An 18,108-nucleotide genomic window follows, 5' to 3' on the forward strand; every position below is an offset into this window, starting at 1 on the left:
GTTTACGGGTCAGCGCTTGTCAGCGACCAATGGCGGGGTACGCGGCGGGATCATGCGTTTGCTTCCGGTCGATTCGAACGCCGACGCCAGGTGCAGCAGCGACGAGTCGTCATAGGCACGCCCGGCAAACGTCAGGCCGACCGGCATGCCGATGTCCGGCATCACGCCCATCGGTACGGTGACCGTCGGCACACCGAGATGACGGATGGCGAGGTTGCCATTGGCGACCCATACGCCGTTGCTCCAGGCGATATCCGCCGATTGCGGATCGACATCGGCATTCGCCGGACCCACATCGGCCACCGTCGGGAACAGCACCGCGTCGAGGTCCAGGCGATCCATCCAGTCTTCCAGATCGATCTTGCGGGTCTTTTCCAGGCCGCGCAGGCCGTCCGGCACCGTGCTGATCTGATCCCACGGCGTGATGCCGCGTTCGGCCATGCGCACGTATTCGTCCATGCCGGCGGCCAGGTCACCCTCGCGATTGGGCAGGGTGCCCGGGTCATGAGGGAAGATCTGCGGGCCGTCGACATCGACGAGGCGATTCAGTTTGGGATCGCCGTTCGCTTGCAGGAAATCATCGAAGGCCCAGGCGGACAGGTCCCACAGTTCATGGTGTAAAAATTCCTTGGAGACGATGCCGCGATTGAACACGGTCGGCGCACCAGGACGATCGCCCTCGCAATTGGAGACCAGCGGGAAGTCGACTTCGAGCACTTCGGCGCCCGCGGCTTCGAGGGCCTTGCGCGCCTGTTCCCAGAGCCCGATCACCGAAGGACGGGTGTTGATGCGTTGGCCAGTCGGGCCACCGATGCCCGGTGCTTCGGAGGTGCCGGCTTCAGGGTCGGCGTTGATGTACATGCGCGGGATGCCGAATTTCTTGCCTTTGAGCGCATCGCTATTCGCGGCCAGCGCGGCATAGGACTCAGGGCGTACCTCAGACGATTTCGGGATCGGTACCCAGGGCTGCAGGCGCCACAGGTCGCCACGGGTGTCCGGGTCATCGGCCACGACCACGTCGAGCACTTCGAGCAGGTCGGCCATGGTCCGGGCAAACGGCACGACCACGTCCATGGTCGGGGTCAACGGCCAGTTGCCGCGCACCGAGATCACGCCGCGCGAAGGGGTGTAGGCACACAAGCCATTGTTCGAGGCCGGTCCACGGCCGCTCGACCAGGTTTCTTCCGCCAGGCCGAAGGCCGAGAAACTGGCCGCGGTCGCCGTGCCGGCACCGTTCGACGAGCCGGAGGCGAAAGGGGCCGTGAGGTAGTCAGCGTTGTACGGGCTCTCGGCGCGGCCGTAGACACCACGCTGCATCCCGCCGTTGGCCATTGGCGGCATGTTGGTCTTGCCCAGGCAGATGGCCCCGGCGGCGCGCAGGCGTTCGATGGTGAACGCATCGCGATAGGCGACCAGGTCCTTGAAGGCCGGGCTGCCGGAAGCGGCGGTGAGGCCCTTGACCAGATAGCTGTCCTTGGCGGTGTAGGGGATCCCGTCCAGAGCTCCCAGCGTCTGGCCCTTGGCGCGACGAGCGTCGGACGCCTGGGCTTCGGCGAGCGCCTCGGGGTTGCGAACCACGACCGCGTTCAGCGCGGTAGGCGTTTCGGGGCCGTCAAAGGCGTCGATCCGCGCAAGATAAGCCTGGACCAGTTCAACCGAGGTGGTCTGGCCGGATTCGAGCGCGGCGCGCAGCTCGGCAATGGAAACTTCGGTAACTTCGATCATGCTGCCACCGCCGCTTGCAGGTGGAGGGTCCCAAACACTTCACTTTTCTCGAAATGGACTTTCATATCGTTATTCTCGTTGCACTGTGTGGCACGACAGGGTCGGGTGTTAAAAATACTGAGCACTATTTAGCATTAAACCGTGATTTTAGGAATCAGTTGTCCAATTTATCTTACAGATGACAGAAAAAAGGTCCTTCATGCAATCTCGGGGGGAAACTGTAGGAGCCGGCTTGCCGGCGATGGACTCAAGTGCGCCGCGTTTATCCATCTCACACGCGTTATCGTTAACGACCATCACTGGCAAGCCAGCTCCTACAAGAGACCGCGTCAAGGTCGAAAATGATCTGAACTCCAAACCAGAGAAAGAACCAGAAAAAAGGCCACCACAACCCGACGTTGTGGTGGCCCGAGGGTGACTCATTATAGTGGCCCGCGCGCGCAGGCCAATGGATCAGTGAGCGCCGGCGGCCTTGTTCAGGTCGCTTTCGGCCCATTCGGTGTAGACGCAGGCATCCGCGGTAGCCCAGCGCACCCGCACCGGGTCACCGGACTTGAGCGGCATGCCGGCGGCGGACAGCGCCTTGACCGTCATCGAGGTGCCGCCAGCGGTGACCACGCTGCACGTCTGGCTTTCACCCAGAAACAGCACTTCCACGACCTTGGCCGAGACTTCGTTCCAGCCGGCAGCCAAGGGTTCGGCAACGGCCTGTTCATTGCTCAGGGCCAGTGCTTTTTCCGGACGCACCATCAGCAACACGTTCTGATCAGTTTGCAGGCCGGCCGTGAGTCGGATCGACAGCGGTTGCCCCTCGAAGGTCGCCACCGCATTACCCTGGGCCTTGAGTTTGAGGAAGTTGGAGTTGCCAAGGAACGAGGCGACAAAAGCATTCGGCGGATTCTGGTACAGGTCAAAGCCGCTGCCCAGGCCGACGATCTTGCCGTGGCTGAAAATCGCGATGCGCTGGGACAGGCGCATGGCTTCTTCCTGATCGTGGGTCACGTAGACGATGGTGATGCCCAGGCGCCGATGCAGCTGACGCAGTTCGTCCTGCAAGTCTTCGCGCAGTTTCTTGTCCAGTGCACCGAGGGGTTCGTCCATCAGCAGGATGCGTGGCTCATAAACCAGCGCCCGTGCAATGGCGACTCGTTGCTGCTGGCCACCGGACAGTTGCGAAGGGCGGCGATGGGCAAACTGCTCAAGCTGCACCAGCTTGAGCATCGCATCGACCCGGCGTTCGCGTTCGGCGGCGGCCAGTTTGCGGATGGCCAACGGGAAGGCGATGTTGTCGCGTACCGACAGGTGCGGAAACAGCGAATAGCGCTGGAACACCATGCCGATATCGCGTTTGTGCGGCGGCACATTCACCAGCGACTGGCCGTTGACCAGGATCTCGCCGCTGCTCGGGGTTTCGAAACCGGCGAGCATCGACAGCGTGGTGCTTTTGCCCGAGCCGCTGGAACCGAGGAAGGTGAGGAATTCACCGTCCTTGATGTCCAGAGAGATGTCGTCCACGGCGGCAAAGTCGCCGTAGTATTTGTTCAGGTTGCGCAGGCTCACCAGGGGCTTGTCATTTTGCTGCGCGGAATCTTTGATCACTGCACTCATGTCGTACTCCTGCGCGCTCAGGCGCTGATTTCATTGCGCCGGCGCAGTGCGGCGGCGATCACCATGACCAATACCGAGAGGCCGATCAGCAGCGTCGAGGCGACGGCGATCACGGGCGTCAGGTCCTGGCGCAGGGTGGTCCACATTTTTACGGGAAGGGTTTGCAGGGTCGGGCTGGCCATCATCACGCTCAGCACCACTTCATCCCAGGAGACGAGGAAGGCGAAGAGGGCGCCGGCCACCATGCCCGGACGAATCGCCGGGAAGGTCACCTTGAACACCGCTTGCAGGCGCGAGGCGCCGCAGATCACCGCTGCATCCTCGATCGACTGATCGAACAGCTTCAGCGAATTGATGATCGAGATGATGGTGAACGGCAGCGCGACGATGACGTGGCTGACCACGAACGCGAACATGGTCCCGGTGTAGCCCAGTTTCAGGAACAGCGCGTACACCGCCACGGCGATGATCACCAGCGGCACGATCATTGGCAGAGTGAACAGACCGTAGAGCATTTCCCGGCCGGGGAAGCGGCCACGCACCAGGGCGAAAGCCGTGGGCAGACCCAGCGCGACGGCGAAGAACGTGGTCAGCACCGCGACCTTGAGGCTGGCCATGGCCGCGCTCATCCAGTCGGCGTTGGAGAAGAACTGGCCGTACCATTTCAGCGTCCAGCCCGGTGGCGGGAACACCAGCCATTGCGACGAGCCGAACGACAGCAGCACGATGAACACAATCGGCAGCAGCAGGAACAGACCGATCAGCCCGGTGGTGGCATACAGGCCGAAGCGCATGCGCCGGCTCATGGCATTGGGGGTCAGGAGCATGACGGCTTACCTCGCGTTGCTGGCGCCAACCGGGGATTCCGGCTGGAGCTTCAGGTAGAAGTAGAACAACACCAGCGTGATCACGATCAGCAACGCGGCGCCGGCGCTGGCCAGGCCCCAGTTGAGGAACGACTGCACCTGCTGAATGATGAACTCGGGCAGCATCATGTTCTGCGCACCGCCCAGCAGCGCCGGGGTCACGTAGTAACCGAGGGACATCACGAACACCATCAGGCCGCCGGAGAACAGCCCCGGCCGACACAGCGGCAGGAACACCCGGAAGAAGTTGGTCCACGGACTGGCGCCGCAGATCGAGCCGGCCTGCAGGATCATCGGGTCGATGGCCTGCATGGTCGCCTGCAACGGCAGCACGATGAACGGGATCATGATGTAGCTCATGCCGATCACCACGCCGGTGAGGTTGTGCACCATCTCCAGCGGTTGATCGATGATGCCCATGGCCATCAACGCCTTGTTGATCACCCCGGAGGCTTGCAGCAACACCAGCCAGGAGTAGGTGCGGGCGAGCAGGCTGGTCCACATCGACAGCAGCACGATGTTCAGGATCCAGCGACCCCAGCCGCGCGGCACCAGGGTGATCGCCCAAGCCAGTGGGAAGCCCAGCAACAGGCTGAACAGCGTCACCAGGCCGGCCACTGAGAAGGTGTTGAGCAACACCCGCGCATAGGCCGAGTTGGCGAACAGTTGCTCATAGTTGCCCAGGCCCGGCACCGGTTCCAGCACGCCGCGCAACAGCAGGCCAATCAGCGGCGCGAGAAAGAACAGGCCGAGGAACAGCAGGGCGGGGATCAGGTTGCTCGATCCGCGCCAGCGTTGCGCCAGGGTAGGGGATTGCGTCATCGCAGCCGCCTTGCCGACAGCGCCGGAGGCGCTCCCGACTGGCGTGGATGGACGGGAGGCGGTTACCGCCATTTTCATTTGACCAGCCATTCGTTCCACCGTGTCGCGATGGCTGGACCGTTCTTGGCCCAGTACGCGAAATCAAGAGTGATCTGATCCTTTGCGTAGGCGGTCGGCAGGTTAGGGGCCAGCGCCGAATCCAGGCGGGCCACACTGTCGACGTTGACCGGGGCGTAGGCGGTCAGGTTGGAGAAGTCCGCCTGTCCTTTGGCGCTGCTGGCATTGGCCAGGAACTTCATCGCCGCGTCCTTGTTTTTCGAACCCTTGGGGATGACCAGGATGTCGGCCATGACCAGGTTCTGCTTCCAGCTTACGCCGACCGGCGCGCCGTCTTCCTGCAGGGCATGGATCCGGCCGTTCCAGAACTGGCCCATGCTCGCCTCACCGGAGGCCAGCAGTTGCTGCGACTGCGCGCCGCCGCCCCACCAGACGATGTCTTTCTTGATGGTGTCGAGTTTCTTGAAGGCGCGGTCCAGGTCCAGCGGATAGAGCTTGTCCGCCGCTACACCGTCGGCCAGCAACGCCAGTTCAAGCACGCCTGGGCTTGGCCATTTGTAGAGGGCGCGTTTGCCGGGGTAGGTCTTGGTGTCGAACAGTGCGGACCAGTCCTGAGGCTTGTTGGCGCCGAGCTTGCCTTCGTTGTAGCCGAGGACGAAGGAGAAGAAGAACGAGCCGACGCCGTGATCGCTGACGAAGCGCGGGTCGATCTTGTCGCGTTCAATGACTTTGAAATCGAGGGGTTCGAGCAAGCCTTCGGCGGCGGCGCGCAAGGCGAAGTCGGCTTCGACGTCGACCACGTCCCACTGCACGTTGCCGCTCTCGACCATGGCCTTGAGTTTGCCGTAGTCGGTCGGGCCATCCTGCACGACGGTAATGCCGCTGGCCTTGCTGAACGGGTCGGCCCAGGCCTGCTTCTGCGCATCCTGGGTGCTGCCGCCCCAACTCACGAAGTTGACGCTTTCAGCCGCCAGCAATGCCTGGCTGGTCACGCTCAGCAGTCCCGCAAAAAGAACTGCGGTCGCACGTTTGTTCAACACCATTTTCACGCCCTCATTGTTGTGTTTATGAGCGGGGCTTTGGAGTGCCCGCCTATCGGGAGCAGTAGGTCCGTCGAGTCAGTGCTGACTGTCCGGTCTATGGAATATCATATTATGGTATTCCAAACTTTGTGCAAGCATTTTGCCGTACCGGCTATCAGCCAAACGTGGTTTTTCAGTGGCTCCGAAGATTGCCCGGCGACGCAGTCCCTTGTGGGAGCGAGCTTGCTCGCGATGAGGGCGTGTCAGTCGATATCAATGTTGACTGACATACCGCTATCGCGAGCAAGCTCGCTCCCACAGGGGATGTGTCAACCCGTGAAAGGAATACTCTCCACCACTTCCAGGTCATACCCGGTCAAACCGGCATATTTCAGCGGCGGCCCGAGATGGCGCAGCTTGCCGACACCCAGGTTCTGCAGGATCTGCGCACCGGTGCCCACCTCCGAATAAATCCGCGACTGCGAACGGATGAACTGTCGGGGCGTCTGGGTCAATTGCGGTACACGTTCGAGCAACGCCTGGGAGGATTCGTGATTGGCCAGCACCACCACCACGCCGTGACCTTCGGCGGCGACACGCTGCAAGGCGGCCCACAAGGTCCAGTTGGTCGGCCCGCTGTACTCGGCACCGACCAGATCGCGCAACGGGTCAATCACATGCACGCGCACCAGCGTCGGCTCATCACGGCGCAGATCGCCCATGACCATGGCCATGTGGACACCGACTTCGATGTGATCCTCAAAGGTGATCAGACGAAAGGTGCCGTGTACGGTGGGCAGATCACGTTCACCGATGCGCACGATGGTGTGTTCGGTGCTAAGGCGGTAGTGGATCAGGTCGGCGATGGTGCCGATCTTGATCCCGTGTTTGCGCGCAAATACTTCCAGGTCAGGGCGCCGGGCCATGGTGCCGTCGTCGTTCATCACTTCGACGATCACCGAGGCCGGGGTATGGCCGGCCAGGCGGGCCAGGTCGCAACCGGCCTCGGTATGACCGGCGCGGGTCAGCACGCCGCCTTCCCGGGCACGCAACGGGAAGATATGGCCGGGTTGCACGATGTCGGCAGGGCCGGCGTTGGCAGCGACGGCGGCGGCCACGGTGCAGGCACGATCGGCGGCGGAGATACCGGTGGTCACCCCGACGGCGGCCTCGATGGACACGGTGAAGGCGGTGCTGAACACGCTGCCGTTGCTCGGCACCATCTGCTCCAGGCACAGGCGTTTGCAGTGCTCGTCGGTCAAGGTCAGGCAGATCAGGCCACGGGCTTCGCGGGCCATGAAGCTGATCGCCTCGGGTGTGCAGCAGTCGGCGGCCAGCAACAGGTCGCCTTCGTTTTCTCGGTCTTCGTCGTCGACCAGCAGGACCATTTTGCCGAGGCGGTAATCTTCGATGATTTCTTCGATGCTGTTGAAGGCCATGCTGGAGTCTCAGTGTTTGTTGGATGGGTATTGTGGTATACCATAATACAAAACAAACCGAGAGGTCACTATGAAGGCGTACTGGATTGCTCACGTGGACATCACCGACCCCGATCAATACAGCCAATACACCCAGCGGGCGCCGAAGGCGTTTGCCCTGTATGGCGGTCGGATTCTCGCGCGGGGCGGGCGCAGCGAGGCGATGGAAGGCCGGCCTACGCCGCAACGCAGCGTGGTGATCGAGTTTGATTCCTATGAGCAGGCGGTGGCTTGCTATTACTCGGCGTTGTATCAGGAGGCCAGGGGACATCGCGAAGGCGTGGCGAAGGCAGAGGTCATTATCGTCGAGGGCATGGCGCCGCTCTGACCGGCACCGCTTGACCCTGTAGGAGCGAGCCTGCTCGCGAAAAACGTTAGAGCAACGCGTTCGGTCAGTCAGCACGCGTCATCGTTGACGACCATCGCGAGCAGACTCGCTCCTACAGGGGGAATGGGGTTTTTCAGCGAATAAAGTGAATCTTCCCGCTGTCGTCATTGCCCATGTAGATGCCATAAACCCCGGCCTGACGCTCCTCGATATAGCGCTCAAGGATCTGCCGGATCGCCGGATAGTAGATGCTGTCCCAGGGAATGTCCTCGGGCGCGAAGAACTTGTAGTCAAGGGTTTCCGGGCCGTACTGCCCGGTAATCTCCAGCGCGATGGCGCGGAAGATGATGTACACCTCGCTGATCTTCGGCACGCTGAAGATCGAATAGGGCGAGACGATTTCGGCACGCACGCCGCTTTCTTCCCAGACTTCGCGCAAGGCCGCCTGTTCGGTGGTCTCGCCACTTTCCATGAAGCCTGCCGGCAGGGTCCAGGTGCCCGGACGCGGCGGAATCGCGCGCTGGCACAGCAAATACTTGCCGTCCTGCTCGATGATGCAGCCGGCAATGATTTTCGGATTGATGTAATGGATGTAGCCGCAACCGCGGCACATCAGGCGCTCGTGCGTATCGCCCGGCGGCAACTGTGACCTGAGGTCTGCGCTGCCGCACTTGGGGCAAAAGCTCGGGCTGAACATTTCAGCGACCTATGCGCGGTTCTTTCAGCGCGATGGGCAAGGTAATCGCCGGGATATCGCCGGTTTCTTCCTGCTTGCGCTTGAGGTAGTCCAGGGCCACGGCAGCGGCCGCACGCACGTGGTCGACGCAAGCCTGGTGAGCGGCCAGCGGATCACCGCCCTTGATCGCCTCGACCATGCGTTCCATTTCCTGGTTACTGGCGCCGCGACGGTTTTCCTGGGACACCGAGGTCGCGCGCAGGTAGCTGATGCGTGCCTGCAACTGGCGCAATTGAGTGGCCGCGACATGGTTGCCCGAACCTTCGAGCAGCACATCGTAGAAACCTTGCACCGAGTCGATGACCTGTTGCAGCTCACCGTCCTTGAGCGCCTTGCGATTTTCTTCGAGGGCTTTTTCCAGGGCCTTGATGTCCTTGGCCTTGGCGCGCAGGGTGAACAGTTGCACGATCAGCCCTTCGAGTACGCAGCGCAACTCGTAGATGTCCACGGCATCGGCCAGGGTGATGATCGCGACACGCGGGCCCTTGGCGTCGGCGAATTCCACCAGGCCTTCGGATTCCAGGTGACGCAAGGCTTCGCGCACGGAGGTACGGCTGACGCCCAGGCGATCGCACAGATCGCGTTCGACCAGACGGTCTCCCGGCAGGAGCTGGAAGTTCATGATGGCGCTTCGCAGTTTATCCAGCACGATTTCGCGCAGGGTAACGGGGTTGCGATTGACCTTGAAGCTGTCGTCGAGTGGCAGGCGTTTCATGGGGTCCGCTCTGATTGTGGCTGTCCATGCAAAAAAGAGCACTTCGATTACAGGAATCTGGGTGCCCGGTCAGATCAAACAGCCAAGGGTTAACTGGAGGCCTCGGCATCGGCTTCGGCGAAGGCTTCACGGGCGAGCCGGAAACTGTCTACGGCAGCGGGAACACCGCAATAAATGCCGACCTGAAGCAATATTTCGCGTATTTGCTCACGACTCAGGCCGTTACGCAAGGCGCCGCGCACATGCAGTTTGAGTTCATGGGGCCGGTTGAGGGCCGAGATCATCGCCAGGTTGATCATGCTGCGCTCCTTGAGCGACAAACCCTCACGACCCCAGACATGCCCCCAACAATACTCGGTGACCATTTCCTGCAACGGTCGGGTGAAGTCGTCGGCGTTCTCGATGGAACGATTGACGTAGGCCTCACCCAGCACCTGGGTACGGATCTTCAGGCCTTTTTCATACTTTTCGTTGTTCATTTACGTAGCTCCCGCGGGCTCAAAGGCCGCCCATCAAGGTGTATTTGAGTTCCAGGTAATCCTCGATGCCGTACTTCGACCCTTCACGGCCCAGCCCCGAGGACTTGATCCCGCCGAATGGCGCGACCTCAGTGGAAATCAGCCCTTCGTTGATCCCGACCATGCCGTACTCCAGCGCCTCGCTCATGCGCCAGGCGCGGCCCAGGTCGCGGGTGTAGCAGTAGGCGGCGAGGCCGAATTCGGTGTCGTTGGCCATCTCGACGGCCTGGGCCTCGGTGTCGAAACGGAACACGGCGGCCAACGGGCCAAAGGTTTCATCCCGGGCGACTTTCATCCGGGTGGTGACGCCGATGAGCACGGTCGGCTGGAAGAATCCATTGCCCAGCGCATGGCGTTCGCCGCCGCACAACAGTTGTGCTCCGTGGGCCAGAGCGTCTTGCACGTGTTCTTCGACCTTGGCCACGGCGCGCTCGTTGATCAGTGGCCCTTGGGTGACGCCATCATCGAAACCGCTGCCGACCTTGAGTTGCGAAACCCGCTCGGCCAGGCGTGCGACAAAGGCGTCGTGGATGCCGGCCTGCACCAGGAAGCGATTGACGCAGACGCAGGTCTGCCCGGCGTTGCGGAATTTGGCGATCAGCGCGCCGTCAACAGCGCGTTCCAGATCGGCATCGTCGAAGACAATGAACGGCGCGTTGCCGCCCAGTTCCAGCGAGACTTTTTTCAGGGTCGGCGCGCACTGGGCCATCAGCAGTTTGCCGATGGCGGTGGAGCCGGTGAACGACAGTTTGCGCACAAGGCTGCTGCCGGTCAGCTCGCCACCGATGGCGATGGCATCGCCGGTGATCACGTTGAAAATGCCGGCTGGAATCCCGGCCTGTTCCGCCAGCGCAGCCATGGCCAGTGCCGAGAACGGTGTTTCCGGGGCTGGCTTGACGATGCACGGGCAACCGGCCGCCAGTGCCGGGCCGGCCTTGCGGGTGATCATCGCCGCCGGGAAGTTCCACGGCGTGATGGCCGCGACGACGCCAATCGGCTCCTTGCTGACCACGATGCGCGCATCGCCCTTGTGGCTGGGAATGGTGTCGCCGTAGATGCGTTTGGCCTCTTCAGCGAACCACTCGATGAAGCTTGCGGCGTAGAGGATTTCGCCTTTGGCTTCGGCCAGTGGCTTGCCTTGTTCGAGAGTGAGGATTTGTGCCAGGGCGTCGGCGTTTTCCAGCATCAGCGCGTGCCAGCGCTTGAGCGTATTGCTGCGCTCCTTGGCGGTCAGTGCGCGCCAGGCCGGCCAGGCCTTGTTGGCGGCCTCGATAGCCTGGCGCGCATGCTCGGCGCCGAGGTTCGGCACCTGGCCGATCAGTTCACCGGTGGCCGGGTTGAAGATGTCCTGACAGGCGCCATCCGGCGCGTCCAGCCACTGGCCATTGATGTAGGCCTGCTGACGGAACAGTTGCGAGGCTGCTGGGCTCATGCCGGCTCCTGGAAAGAATGAAGACTTAACTGTCTGGTGCAGTACCTGTGGGAGCGAGCTTGCTCGCGATAGCGGACTGACATTCAACATCTATGTCGACTGATACACCGTCATCGCGAGCAAGCTCGCTCCCACAGAAAAGCAGTGTCAGGCCAGGGTGGGCAGGGGGCCCAGCTTGCCTTTGTGGTAGATCATCGGCGTGACCGGTTGCGCGGGCAGGATCAGGTTCTTCACCGCGCCGACGATGATCGCGTGATCGCCGCCGTCGTATTCGCGCCACAGTTCGCACTCGATGATCGCCGTGGCCTTGGCCAGGATCGGGTTACCCCGTTCGCTCAAGTGCCACTCGATTCCTTTGGCCTTGTCCTTGCCTTTACCGGCGAAGGCATAGGCCTCGGCGGTCTGGTCGGCGGACAGCAGGTGAATCGCGAACTGCTTGCTGTCGCGCAACACCGGGTAGGTGTCGGAGCCGTAGTTGGGGCAGAACAGCACCAGTGCCGGGTCGATCGACAGCGCACTGAAGGCGCTGGCGGTGATGCCGACGATGCCGCCGTCCGGGTCCAGGGTGGTGACCACCGTGACCCCGGACGGGAACGAGCTCATCACGTCTTTGTAAATGCCGGGTTCGATCATTTTCCAGGACTCCTAGCGCATCACGAAGGGATCAGGCATCGGTGCCTGGGACAGGTTGATCCACACCGTTTTCAGCTCGGTGTAGGCCAGCACCGAATCGATGCCGCTTTCGCGTCCATAGCCGCTGTTCTTGAAGCCGCCGATCGGAGCCATGGCCGAGACCGCGCGGTAGGTGTTGACCCAGATGATCCCCGAACGCACGTCCCGGGCCAGGCGATGGGCGCGGCCCAGGTCGCGGGTCCAGATGCCGGCGGCGAGGCCGAACTGCGAGTCGTTGGCAATCGCCAGCGCTTGGGCTTCGTCCTTGAAACGGATGACCGAAGCCACCGGACCAAAGACTTCTTCCTGCATGATCTTCATCGAATTGCGGTCGCACTCGAACAGCGTCGGTTCGTAGAACCAGCCGTCACCCAGATTCTCTGGACGCTTGCCGCCCAGGCGCAGGCGCGCGCCTTCGGCGATGGCATCGGCCACCAGGCCTTCGACCACGGCCAGTTGCTGCGCGGTGGCCATCGGGCCCATTTCGCTGCTGTCGTCCTGCGGGTTGCCAATGCGGATGCGCTTGGCGCGTTCCACCAGACGACCGACGAACTCATCGTAGATTTCGTCCTGCACCAGCAAGCGCGAACCGGAGACGCAGCTTTGCCCGGAGGCGGCATAGATCCCGGCGATGGCGCCGTTGATCGCGCTGTCGAGGTCGGCGTCGGCGAAGATGATGTTCGGCGATTTGCCGCCCAGCTCCAGCGACAGCTTGGCGAAGTTCTCCGCACTGCTGCGCACCACATGCCGCGCCGTCGCCGCGCCGCCGGTAAAAGCGATCTTGCGGATCAGCGGATGGCGGGTGAGGGCGGCGCCGGTGCTCGGGCCATAGCCGGTGATGACGTTGACCACCCCCGGCGGAATCCCGGCTTGCAGCGCCAGGCGCGCCAGTTCGAGGATGGTCGCCGAAGCGTGTTCCGACGGTTTGATCACGATGGTGTTGCCCGCGGCAAGCGCCGGGGCGAGTTTGATCGCGGTCAGGTACAGCGGGCTGTTCCACGGAATGATCGCGGCAACCACACCCATGGCTTCGTGCACGGTGTAGGCAAACAGGTCCGGCTTGTCCAGCGGCAGGGTGCCGCCTTCGAGCTTGTCCGCCAGGCCTGCGGTGTAGTGGAAGAACTCCGGCAGATAGCCGACCTGGCCGCGGGTTTCGCGGATCAGCTTGCCGTTGTCACGGCTTTCGAGCTGCGCCAGTTGTTCTTTGTTCTCGGCGATCAGGTCGCCCAGGCGTCGCAGCAATTTGCCGCGAGCGGTAGCCGTCAAACCGCGCCATGCCGGGCTGTCGAAAGCCGTCTGCGCAGCCTGCACGGCACGCTCGACATCGGCCTCGTCGGCATCGGGCAGTTCAGCCCAGGGTTCGGCCAACGCCGGGTTGAGGCTTTCGAAGGTCTTGCCGGACAGGGCATCGACCCATTCACCGCCGATGCACATCTGGAAGCGTGCGAGTGTCATGCAACGATCCCCTTGATCTGGTTTTGTTTGGAGTGCGCGGTCTGCAGAAACTCCAGCAACAGCTGGTTGACCAGGCGTGGCGACTCTACCGGCATCATATGCCGTTGCTCGGCGAGTACGGCAACGGTCGCGCCGGGAATGCGTTCGGCCAGTTGCCGGGCCATTTCCGGGGTTGAGCCGGGGTCCAGTTCGCCGGTGGCGATCAGCGTCGGCACCTGGATGCTGGCCAGGTCGTCGGCGCGGTACATGTCCTGGGTGGCGAACAGTTCATAAGTGGTCAGGTAGCCCTGAGGGTCATTGCCGGCCAGGGTCTGGCGAATCGCGGCGATCTGCGCCGGGTTCGCGGCCTGGTATTCACGGCTGAACCAGCGCGACAGCGCGGCTTCGGCATTGGCGTCCGGCCCGTGTTCGGCAGCCTGGCTGGTGCGGGCGATGACCCCGGCACGCTGTTCGGCACTGCGGTTGAACACGCTGTTGAGCACCACCAGGCCTTCCAGGCGTTGCGGGTAGTGCAGGGCAAAGGCCCGCGCCACCAGCCCGCCCATGGAAAAACCGATCACCGTTGCCTTGGGCAATTGCAGGTGGTCGAGCAGCTCCAGCAACTGGTCGGCATAGCCGAGCAGTTGCGTACCGTTCTCCGGTCGCGGGCTGGCGCCATGGCCGAGCATGTCGTAGGCGATGACGCGGTACTTCGTGGCCAGGCCAACGATCTGGCCGCCCCACATTTCTTTGTTCAGGCCCACGCCGTGGATCAAGACCACGGGCTGGCCTTGGCCGGTCGCCAGGTAACTGGTGCCAGCCGGGGTGAGTTCAGCGGTGAGCCGAATCATGGAGCGCTCCTGCAATGCCTTCTTGTTGTCGTTCTGCTGGCCGGTTACTGGGCTTTTTCGGCGGCCAGTTCTTCCAGGTCGATGTAGCGGTTGCCGATGCGCGGGTGCAGGCGGCCGCCGTCGGCGCAACCCAGGACCACGACGATTTCGTCGGCACGCGGCGCGTCTTCGATCTGCATTTCCAGGGTGATGTAGTGCGAGCGCAGGCCTTCGTCGTCCTTGTGCATCATCGGGATCTGGATCGAGGTGCCCGGGCCGCCGCGCTTGTTGGTGAAGCTCAGGTAGCTCTTGGCCTTGACCGCCTCGCGGTAATGGTTGCCGAAGCGCAGGGTGTGGATCACCGCCGAAGCGTGTTCGATTTCGCCATCGGCGCCGACCACCGCAGCCTTGCCGTACGCCTCGATTTTCTCGGCGCCGCCAATGATGCCCACCAGACGCTCGACCATCAGTGCGCCGAGGTCGGAGCAGTTGGCGCGGATCTGTGGTTTCAGGTCTTCGACGAAACCGTTGCCCAGCCAGGGGTTCTTCATCACCACGGCCAGACCGACCATGGTCACGGGCTTATCGGTGGCTTTGCCGCCTTCAATAAAGGTTTCTTCGACATAGCTGACGATCTTGCGGATTTCGAAACTCATGAGCTGCTCCGTAGAGGTTTGGGTGTCTGTGCGTCTGATGGTATACCATAATACCGGAAGCACAAGTCCCCGAACGGAGTTTCTGGCTGGATGGCGATAAAAGGGGGGCGGGCGAGGCGCTATGCGTGGCGGGAAGGACTTATAAAAGACGTAAAAAAACCCGGCTGATGAGGCCGGGTTTTTCGTCGAGTCCTGCGGTAAAGCACTGCATTCAGACAGCGCGGCTTTCGATCAGACGATCCGAACCGCCTTCGGCTACACGGTTTTGCAGCAGTTTGTCGGAACCGCCTTCAGCGACGCGGTTTTGGATCAGTTTGTCCGAGCCACCTTCGGCAACGCGGTTTTGCATCAGTTTGTCGGAGCCATCGGCGGCGACGCGGTTTTCGATCAGGCGATCCGAACCACCTTCGGCGACACGATTCTCGATCAGGCGATCGGAACCACCCTCGGCCACACGGCTTTCAATCAGACGATCCGAGCCGCCTTCAGCGACCACAGGTTGAGCGGCGGTAGCGGCGAAAGCGTTAACTGCGAAAACCGAGAAAGCGATGCCGAGAAGGGTTTGGCGTTTCATGATGGTGTGCTCCGGGGTGCTGATGGGTTGGTATGGAGCAGATGTTACGCCGTGGATTTTTTAAGAGAACTTCATTGAATCAATGGTGACTATCGACGCAGTCAATGGTGGATTCGATGCCCCTTGTGGGAGCGGGCTTGCTCGCGAAGGCGTCGGCATTGCCAGCAATGTTGTCGACTGACACAACGCCTTCGCGAGCAAGCCCGCTCCCACAGGTTTTTGCAGTGAACACAGGGTTCGCGGTGTTAGCGGGAAATAAGCCCATGATCGATCGCGTACTTGACCAGCGCCGCCGGCTTGTCGATGTTGAGCTTGCGCCGGATGCTCAAGCGGTGTGTCTCCACCGTGCGCACGCTGATGTCCAGTTCCCGGGCCATTTCCTTGTTGTTCAACCCCTGCGCCATCTTCGACAGCACCTGGCTTTCCCTAGGGGTCAGTTCGTTGTCGGTGTTCCTGTCGGCGATCAGCCGCTGGGCGATTTCGGCGCTGTAGAAGGTTCCCCCGCTGGTGATGGCCTCGATGGCGGCGATGATTTCCCGTGACGGGGCGTTCTTCAGCACGTAGCCGCTGGCGCCGGAGCGCACCGATTCACTGACGTATTCGTAATTGTCGTACATGCTCAGCACCAGCACCTTGAGCGATGGGTACTGGCTGCGCAGCACGCGGGTCAGTTCCAGGCCGTTCATGTCCGGCAGGCTGATGTCGACCAGCAGCAGGTCCGGCTGGCAACGTCCAACCATCTCGATGGCCGCGGCGCCGTTTTCCGCTTCGCCGACCATTTCCAGGGGCGACATCACGGCCAGCAGCGCCTTGATTCCGTCGCGGACCAGGGAGTGATCGTCGACCAGGGCGACGCGGATCGGGGAGGGCAGGTTCATCGCAGCTATTCACTCTTGTAGTTTTGGGCCGGGTCAGCGTTATGCGTCTGGTTTCATTGGCAACAGTACGTCCAGCTCACTTCTGCCCGGCATCGAGATCAAATCGAAGCGCCCGCCAAAATGTTCGACGCGCTCGCGGATGTTACGCAAGCCAATGCCGGCCTGGCGACGTTCTACCTGGGCTACGTTGAAACCAATGCCGTCATCGACCACCGTCAGCCGCACCGACTGTTCGCAGCCGCGCAGTGTAATGGACACGTTCTTCGCCTGGGCGTGGCGTTCAATATTGGTCAGGCCTTCCTGGACGATGCGGAACAGCGAAACAGCCGCGCCGTCGACCAATTGACAGTCGAATTCATTTTCGTCATAGGTCACGGTCAGCCCGCTGCGCTGCTCGAATTCGGCAGCCAATTGGCCGATGGCCGCCGGCAGGCCGAGGGTGTCGAGCAGGGATGAGCGCAGGTCGTGGGAGAGGCTGCGGACTTCGCCGATGGCATCGCCCAGGCGCTCGGTGGCGTCTTTCAGCGTGCTCAAGCCCTTGTCGTGGGCCTGTCCGCGTTCCAGCAGATGGCTGGCCAGTTCGAACTGGAACTTGATCGAGACCAGCACCTGGCTGATGCCGTCGTGCAACTCGCGGGACACCCGTGATCGTTCCTCTTCCTGCAGGCTGACGATGCGCTGGGTCAGGCGCTGCAGTTTCTTGTCCGCCAGCCGATGTTCGCTGACGTTGAGGGTCATGCCGGTGGCGAATACGAACAGCACCGCGACGAGGGCGACCACGGCAATCGCCATCATGGTCTTGCGGATGCCCATGGCCACTTCGGCACGGGCCTGCTGGGTGGCGCGTTCGACGTCTTCGAGGTAGATGCCGGTACCGAGCATCCAGCCCCAGCGATCGAGCATCACCACGTAGGCGAGCTTGTCGGTCACCTGGCCGGAGGAGGGTTTGCTCCAGGCATAGCGTTGAAAACCTTCCCCCGATTGCGCGCTTTTGAGCAGCGCCTGGATCACCGGCAGGCCGTGGGGATCTTTCATGTCCCACAGGTATTGGCCCACCAGTTCCGACTGGCGCGCATGCATCAGGCTGCGGCCTTCGTGGTCGTAGACGAAGAAGTAGCCGTTGATGCCAAAGCTGAGCTTGCGCAGTTCTTCCAGCACTTGTTGTTGGGCACGGGCATCGCCGTGGCCGTCGTCGTACAGGGGCGCGATCAGGCTCTGGGCCATTTCCACGTAGTTTTTCAGCTCCGCGCGCTTGCTCGCCAGAATGCTGTCTTCGATCAGTTGTGCCTGTTGATCGCCCAATTGGCGATTGAGGGAAATCACCAGCGCGCAGATGACGGCAATGGCTAGCACCAGCGGCAGAATCCCGAGGGCGACGATCTTGTGTTTGAGCTGCATGTTGACTCCTGCCCGCGCGAAGGCTCGGGATCATATGCCAAAGAGGTATTCGGCCAGTAGCGTTGCTGGACGGAATGACCGGCGGCCGGGATGCCATTCAGTTGAAATACAGAACCTGTGGGAGCGAGCTTGCGCGCGATGAGGGCGGCACATTCAACATTGATGTGTCTGACAGCCCGCTATCGCGAGCAAGCTCGCTCCCACATTTGATCGGGGATGGCCCCCGGGTCCGGTGGTGAATCCACATGAGATCGGCGTCATCTACGTAGAACTACGTAGACGCCGCGTACGTAGTAACGCGGATTTATTTGTGGACGACATGCGCAGATATTGGGCCAGCTCCGCACTGCGGACACAAT

Annotated in this window: 18 protein-coding genes; 1 reads left to right on the forward strand and 17 read right to left on the reverse strand. The window is 62.0% G+C overall.

What is annotated here, in order from left to right; all coding sequences use genetic code 11:
* Positions 1–9: 9 nt before the first annotated feature.
* The 6 genes from AC1RS8_RS09945 to ribBA form a co-directional block, all read right to left on the reverse strand.
* Entirely contained in the window at positions 10–1,725 is a 1,716-nt protein-coding gene (locus tag AC1RS8_RS09945; RefSeq protein WP_493162529.1) for an amidase, read from the reverse strand.
* A gap of 453 nt (positions 1,726–2,178) precedes the next feature.
* Positions 2,179–3,333, reverse strand: a complete 1,155-nt coding sequence (locus AC1RS8_RS09950) for an ABC transporter ATP-binding protein (protein ID WP_218496458.1) — start codon at positions 3,331–3,333, stop codon at positions 2,179–2,181.
* A gap of 17 nt (positions 3,334–3,350) precedes the next feature.
* A complete protein-coding gene (locus AC1RS8_RS09955; protein WP_090456315.1) occupies positions 3,351–4,160 on the reverse strand; it encodes an ABC transporter permease in 810 nt (269 codons plus the stop codon).
* 6 nt (positions 4,161–4,166) lie between these two features.
* Entirely contained in the window at positions 4,167–5,099 is a 933-nt protein-coding gene (locus AC1RS8_RS09960; RefSeq protein ID WP_167362897.1) for an ABC transporter permease, read from the reverse strand.
* Positions 5,096–6,121: an ABC transporter substrate-binding protein gene (locus AC1RS8_RS09965; RefSeq protein WP_095967714.1), complete on the reverse strand. Its 1,026-nt coding sequence runs from the start codon at positions 6,119–6,121 to the stop codon at positions 5,096–5,098. The genes AC1RS8_RS09960 and AC1RS8_RS09965 overlap by 4 nt, the downstream gene beginning before the upstream one ends.
* Before the next feature lie 308 nt (positions 6,122–6,429).
* Entirely contained in the window at positions 6,430–7,539 is a 1,110-nt protein-coding gene (gene ribBA, locus AC1RS8_RS09970) for a bifunctional 3,4-dihydroxy-2-butanone-4-phosphate synthase/GTP cyclohydrolase II (protein WP_489338734.1), read from the reverse strand.
* Between the two features lie 70 nt (positions 7,540–7,609).
* Between ribBA and AC1RS8_RS09975 the strand changes: the two genes are divergently transcribed.
* A complete protein-coding gene (locus tag AC1RS8_RS09975) occupies positions 7,610–7,906 on the forward strand; it encodes a DUF1330 domain-containing protein (RefSeq protein WP_489338733.1) in 297 nt (98 codons plus the stop codon).
* A 133-nt stretch (positions 7,907–8,039) separates the two neighbouring features.
* On the opposite strand, the gene AC1RS8_RS09980 is transcribed toward AC1RS8_RS09975, so the two are convergent.
* From AC1RS8_RS09980 to AC1RS8_RS10030, 11 genes are all read right to left on the reverse strand, one after another.
* On the reverse strand, positions 8,040–8,603 hold the full coding sequence (locus tag AC1RS8_RS09980) for an NUDIX hydrolase (RefSeq protein ID WP_102671435.1): 564 nt from the start codon (positions 8,601–8,603) through the stop codon (positions 8,040–8,042).
* A gap of 1 nt (position 8,604) precedes the next feature.
* A complete protein-coding gene (locus AC1RS8_RS09985; protein ID WP_015095667.1) occupies positions 8,605–9,357 on the reverse strand; it encodes a GntR family transcriptional regulator in 753 nt (250 codons plus the stop codon).
* 89 nt (positions 9,358–9,446) lie between these two features.
* Complete coding sequence (locus AC1RS8_RS09990) at positions 9,447–9,836, reverse strand: carboxymuconolactone decarboxylase family protein (RefSeq protein ID WP_007991919.1); 390 nt, start codon at positions 9,834–9,836, stop codon at positions 9,447–9,449.
* A gap of 19 nt (positions 9,837–9,855) precedes the next feature.
* On the reverse strand, positions 9,856–11,307 hold the full coding sequence (locus tag AC1RS8_RS09995) for an NAD-dependent succinate-semialdehyde dehydrogenase (protein WP_489338732.1): 1,452 nt from the start codon (positions 11,305–11,307) through the stop codon (positions 9,856–9,858).
* A gap of 147 nt (positions 11,308–11,454) precedes the next feature.
* On the reverse strand, positions 11,455–11,940 hold the full coding sequence (locus tag AC1RS8_RS10000) for a flavin reductase family protein (RefSeq protein ID WP_218496465.1): 486 nt from the start codon (positions 11,938–11,940) through the stop codon (positions 11,455–11,457).
* A gap of 12 nt (positions 11,941–11,952) precedes the next feature.
* Entirely contained in the window at positions 11,953–13,434 is a 1,482-nt protein-coding gene (locus AC1RS8_RS10005) for an aldehyde dehydrogenase (protein ID WP_489338731.1), read from the reverse strand.
* On the reverse strand, positions 13,431–14,264 hold the full coding sequence (locus tag AC1RS8_RS10010) for an alpha/beta fold hydrolase (protein WP_090456298.1): 834 nt from the start codon (positions 14,262–14,264) through the stop codon (positions 13,431–13,433). The genes AC1RS8_RS10005 and AC1RS8_RS10010 overlap by 4 nt, the downstream gene beginning before the upstream one ends.
* Before the next feature lie 44 nt (positions 14,265–14,308).
* Complete coding sequence (locus tag AC1RS8_RS10015) at positions 14,309–14,899, reverse strand: amino acid synthesis family protein (protein ID WP_007978708.1); 591 nt, start codon at positions 14,897–14,899, stop codon at positions 14,309–14,311.
* A 211-nt stretch (positions 14,900–15,110) separates the two neighbouring features.
* Positions 15,111–15,473, reverse strand: a complete 363-nt coding sequence (locus AC1RS8_RS10020) for a hypothetical protein (RefSeq protein WP_349736725.1) — start codon at positions 15,471–15,473, stop codon at positions 15,111–15,113.
* 245 nt (positions 15,474–15,718) lie between these two features.
* Entirely contained in the window at positions 15,719–16,351 is a 633-nt protein-coding gene (locus AC1RS8_RS10025; protein ID WP_090456295.1) for a response regulator, read from the reverse strand.
* Positions 16,352–16,390: 39 nt separating this feature from the next.
* Positions 16,391–17,749, reverse strand: a complete 1,359-nt coding sequence (locus tag AC1RS8_RS10030; protein ID WP_489338730.1) for a cache domain-containing protein — start codon at positions 17,747–17,749, stop codon at positions 16,391–16,393.
* Positions 17,750–18,108 lie beyond the last annotated feature (359 nt).

It is taken from the genome of Pseudomonas sp. GW821-FHT12A04, assembly GCF_058807755.1.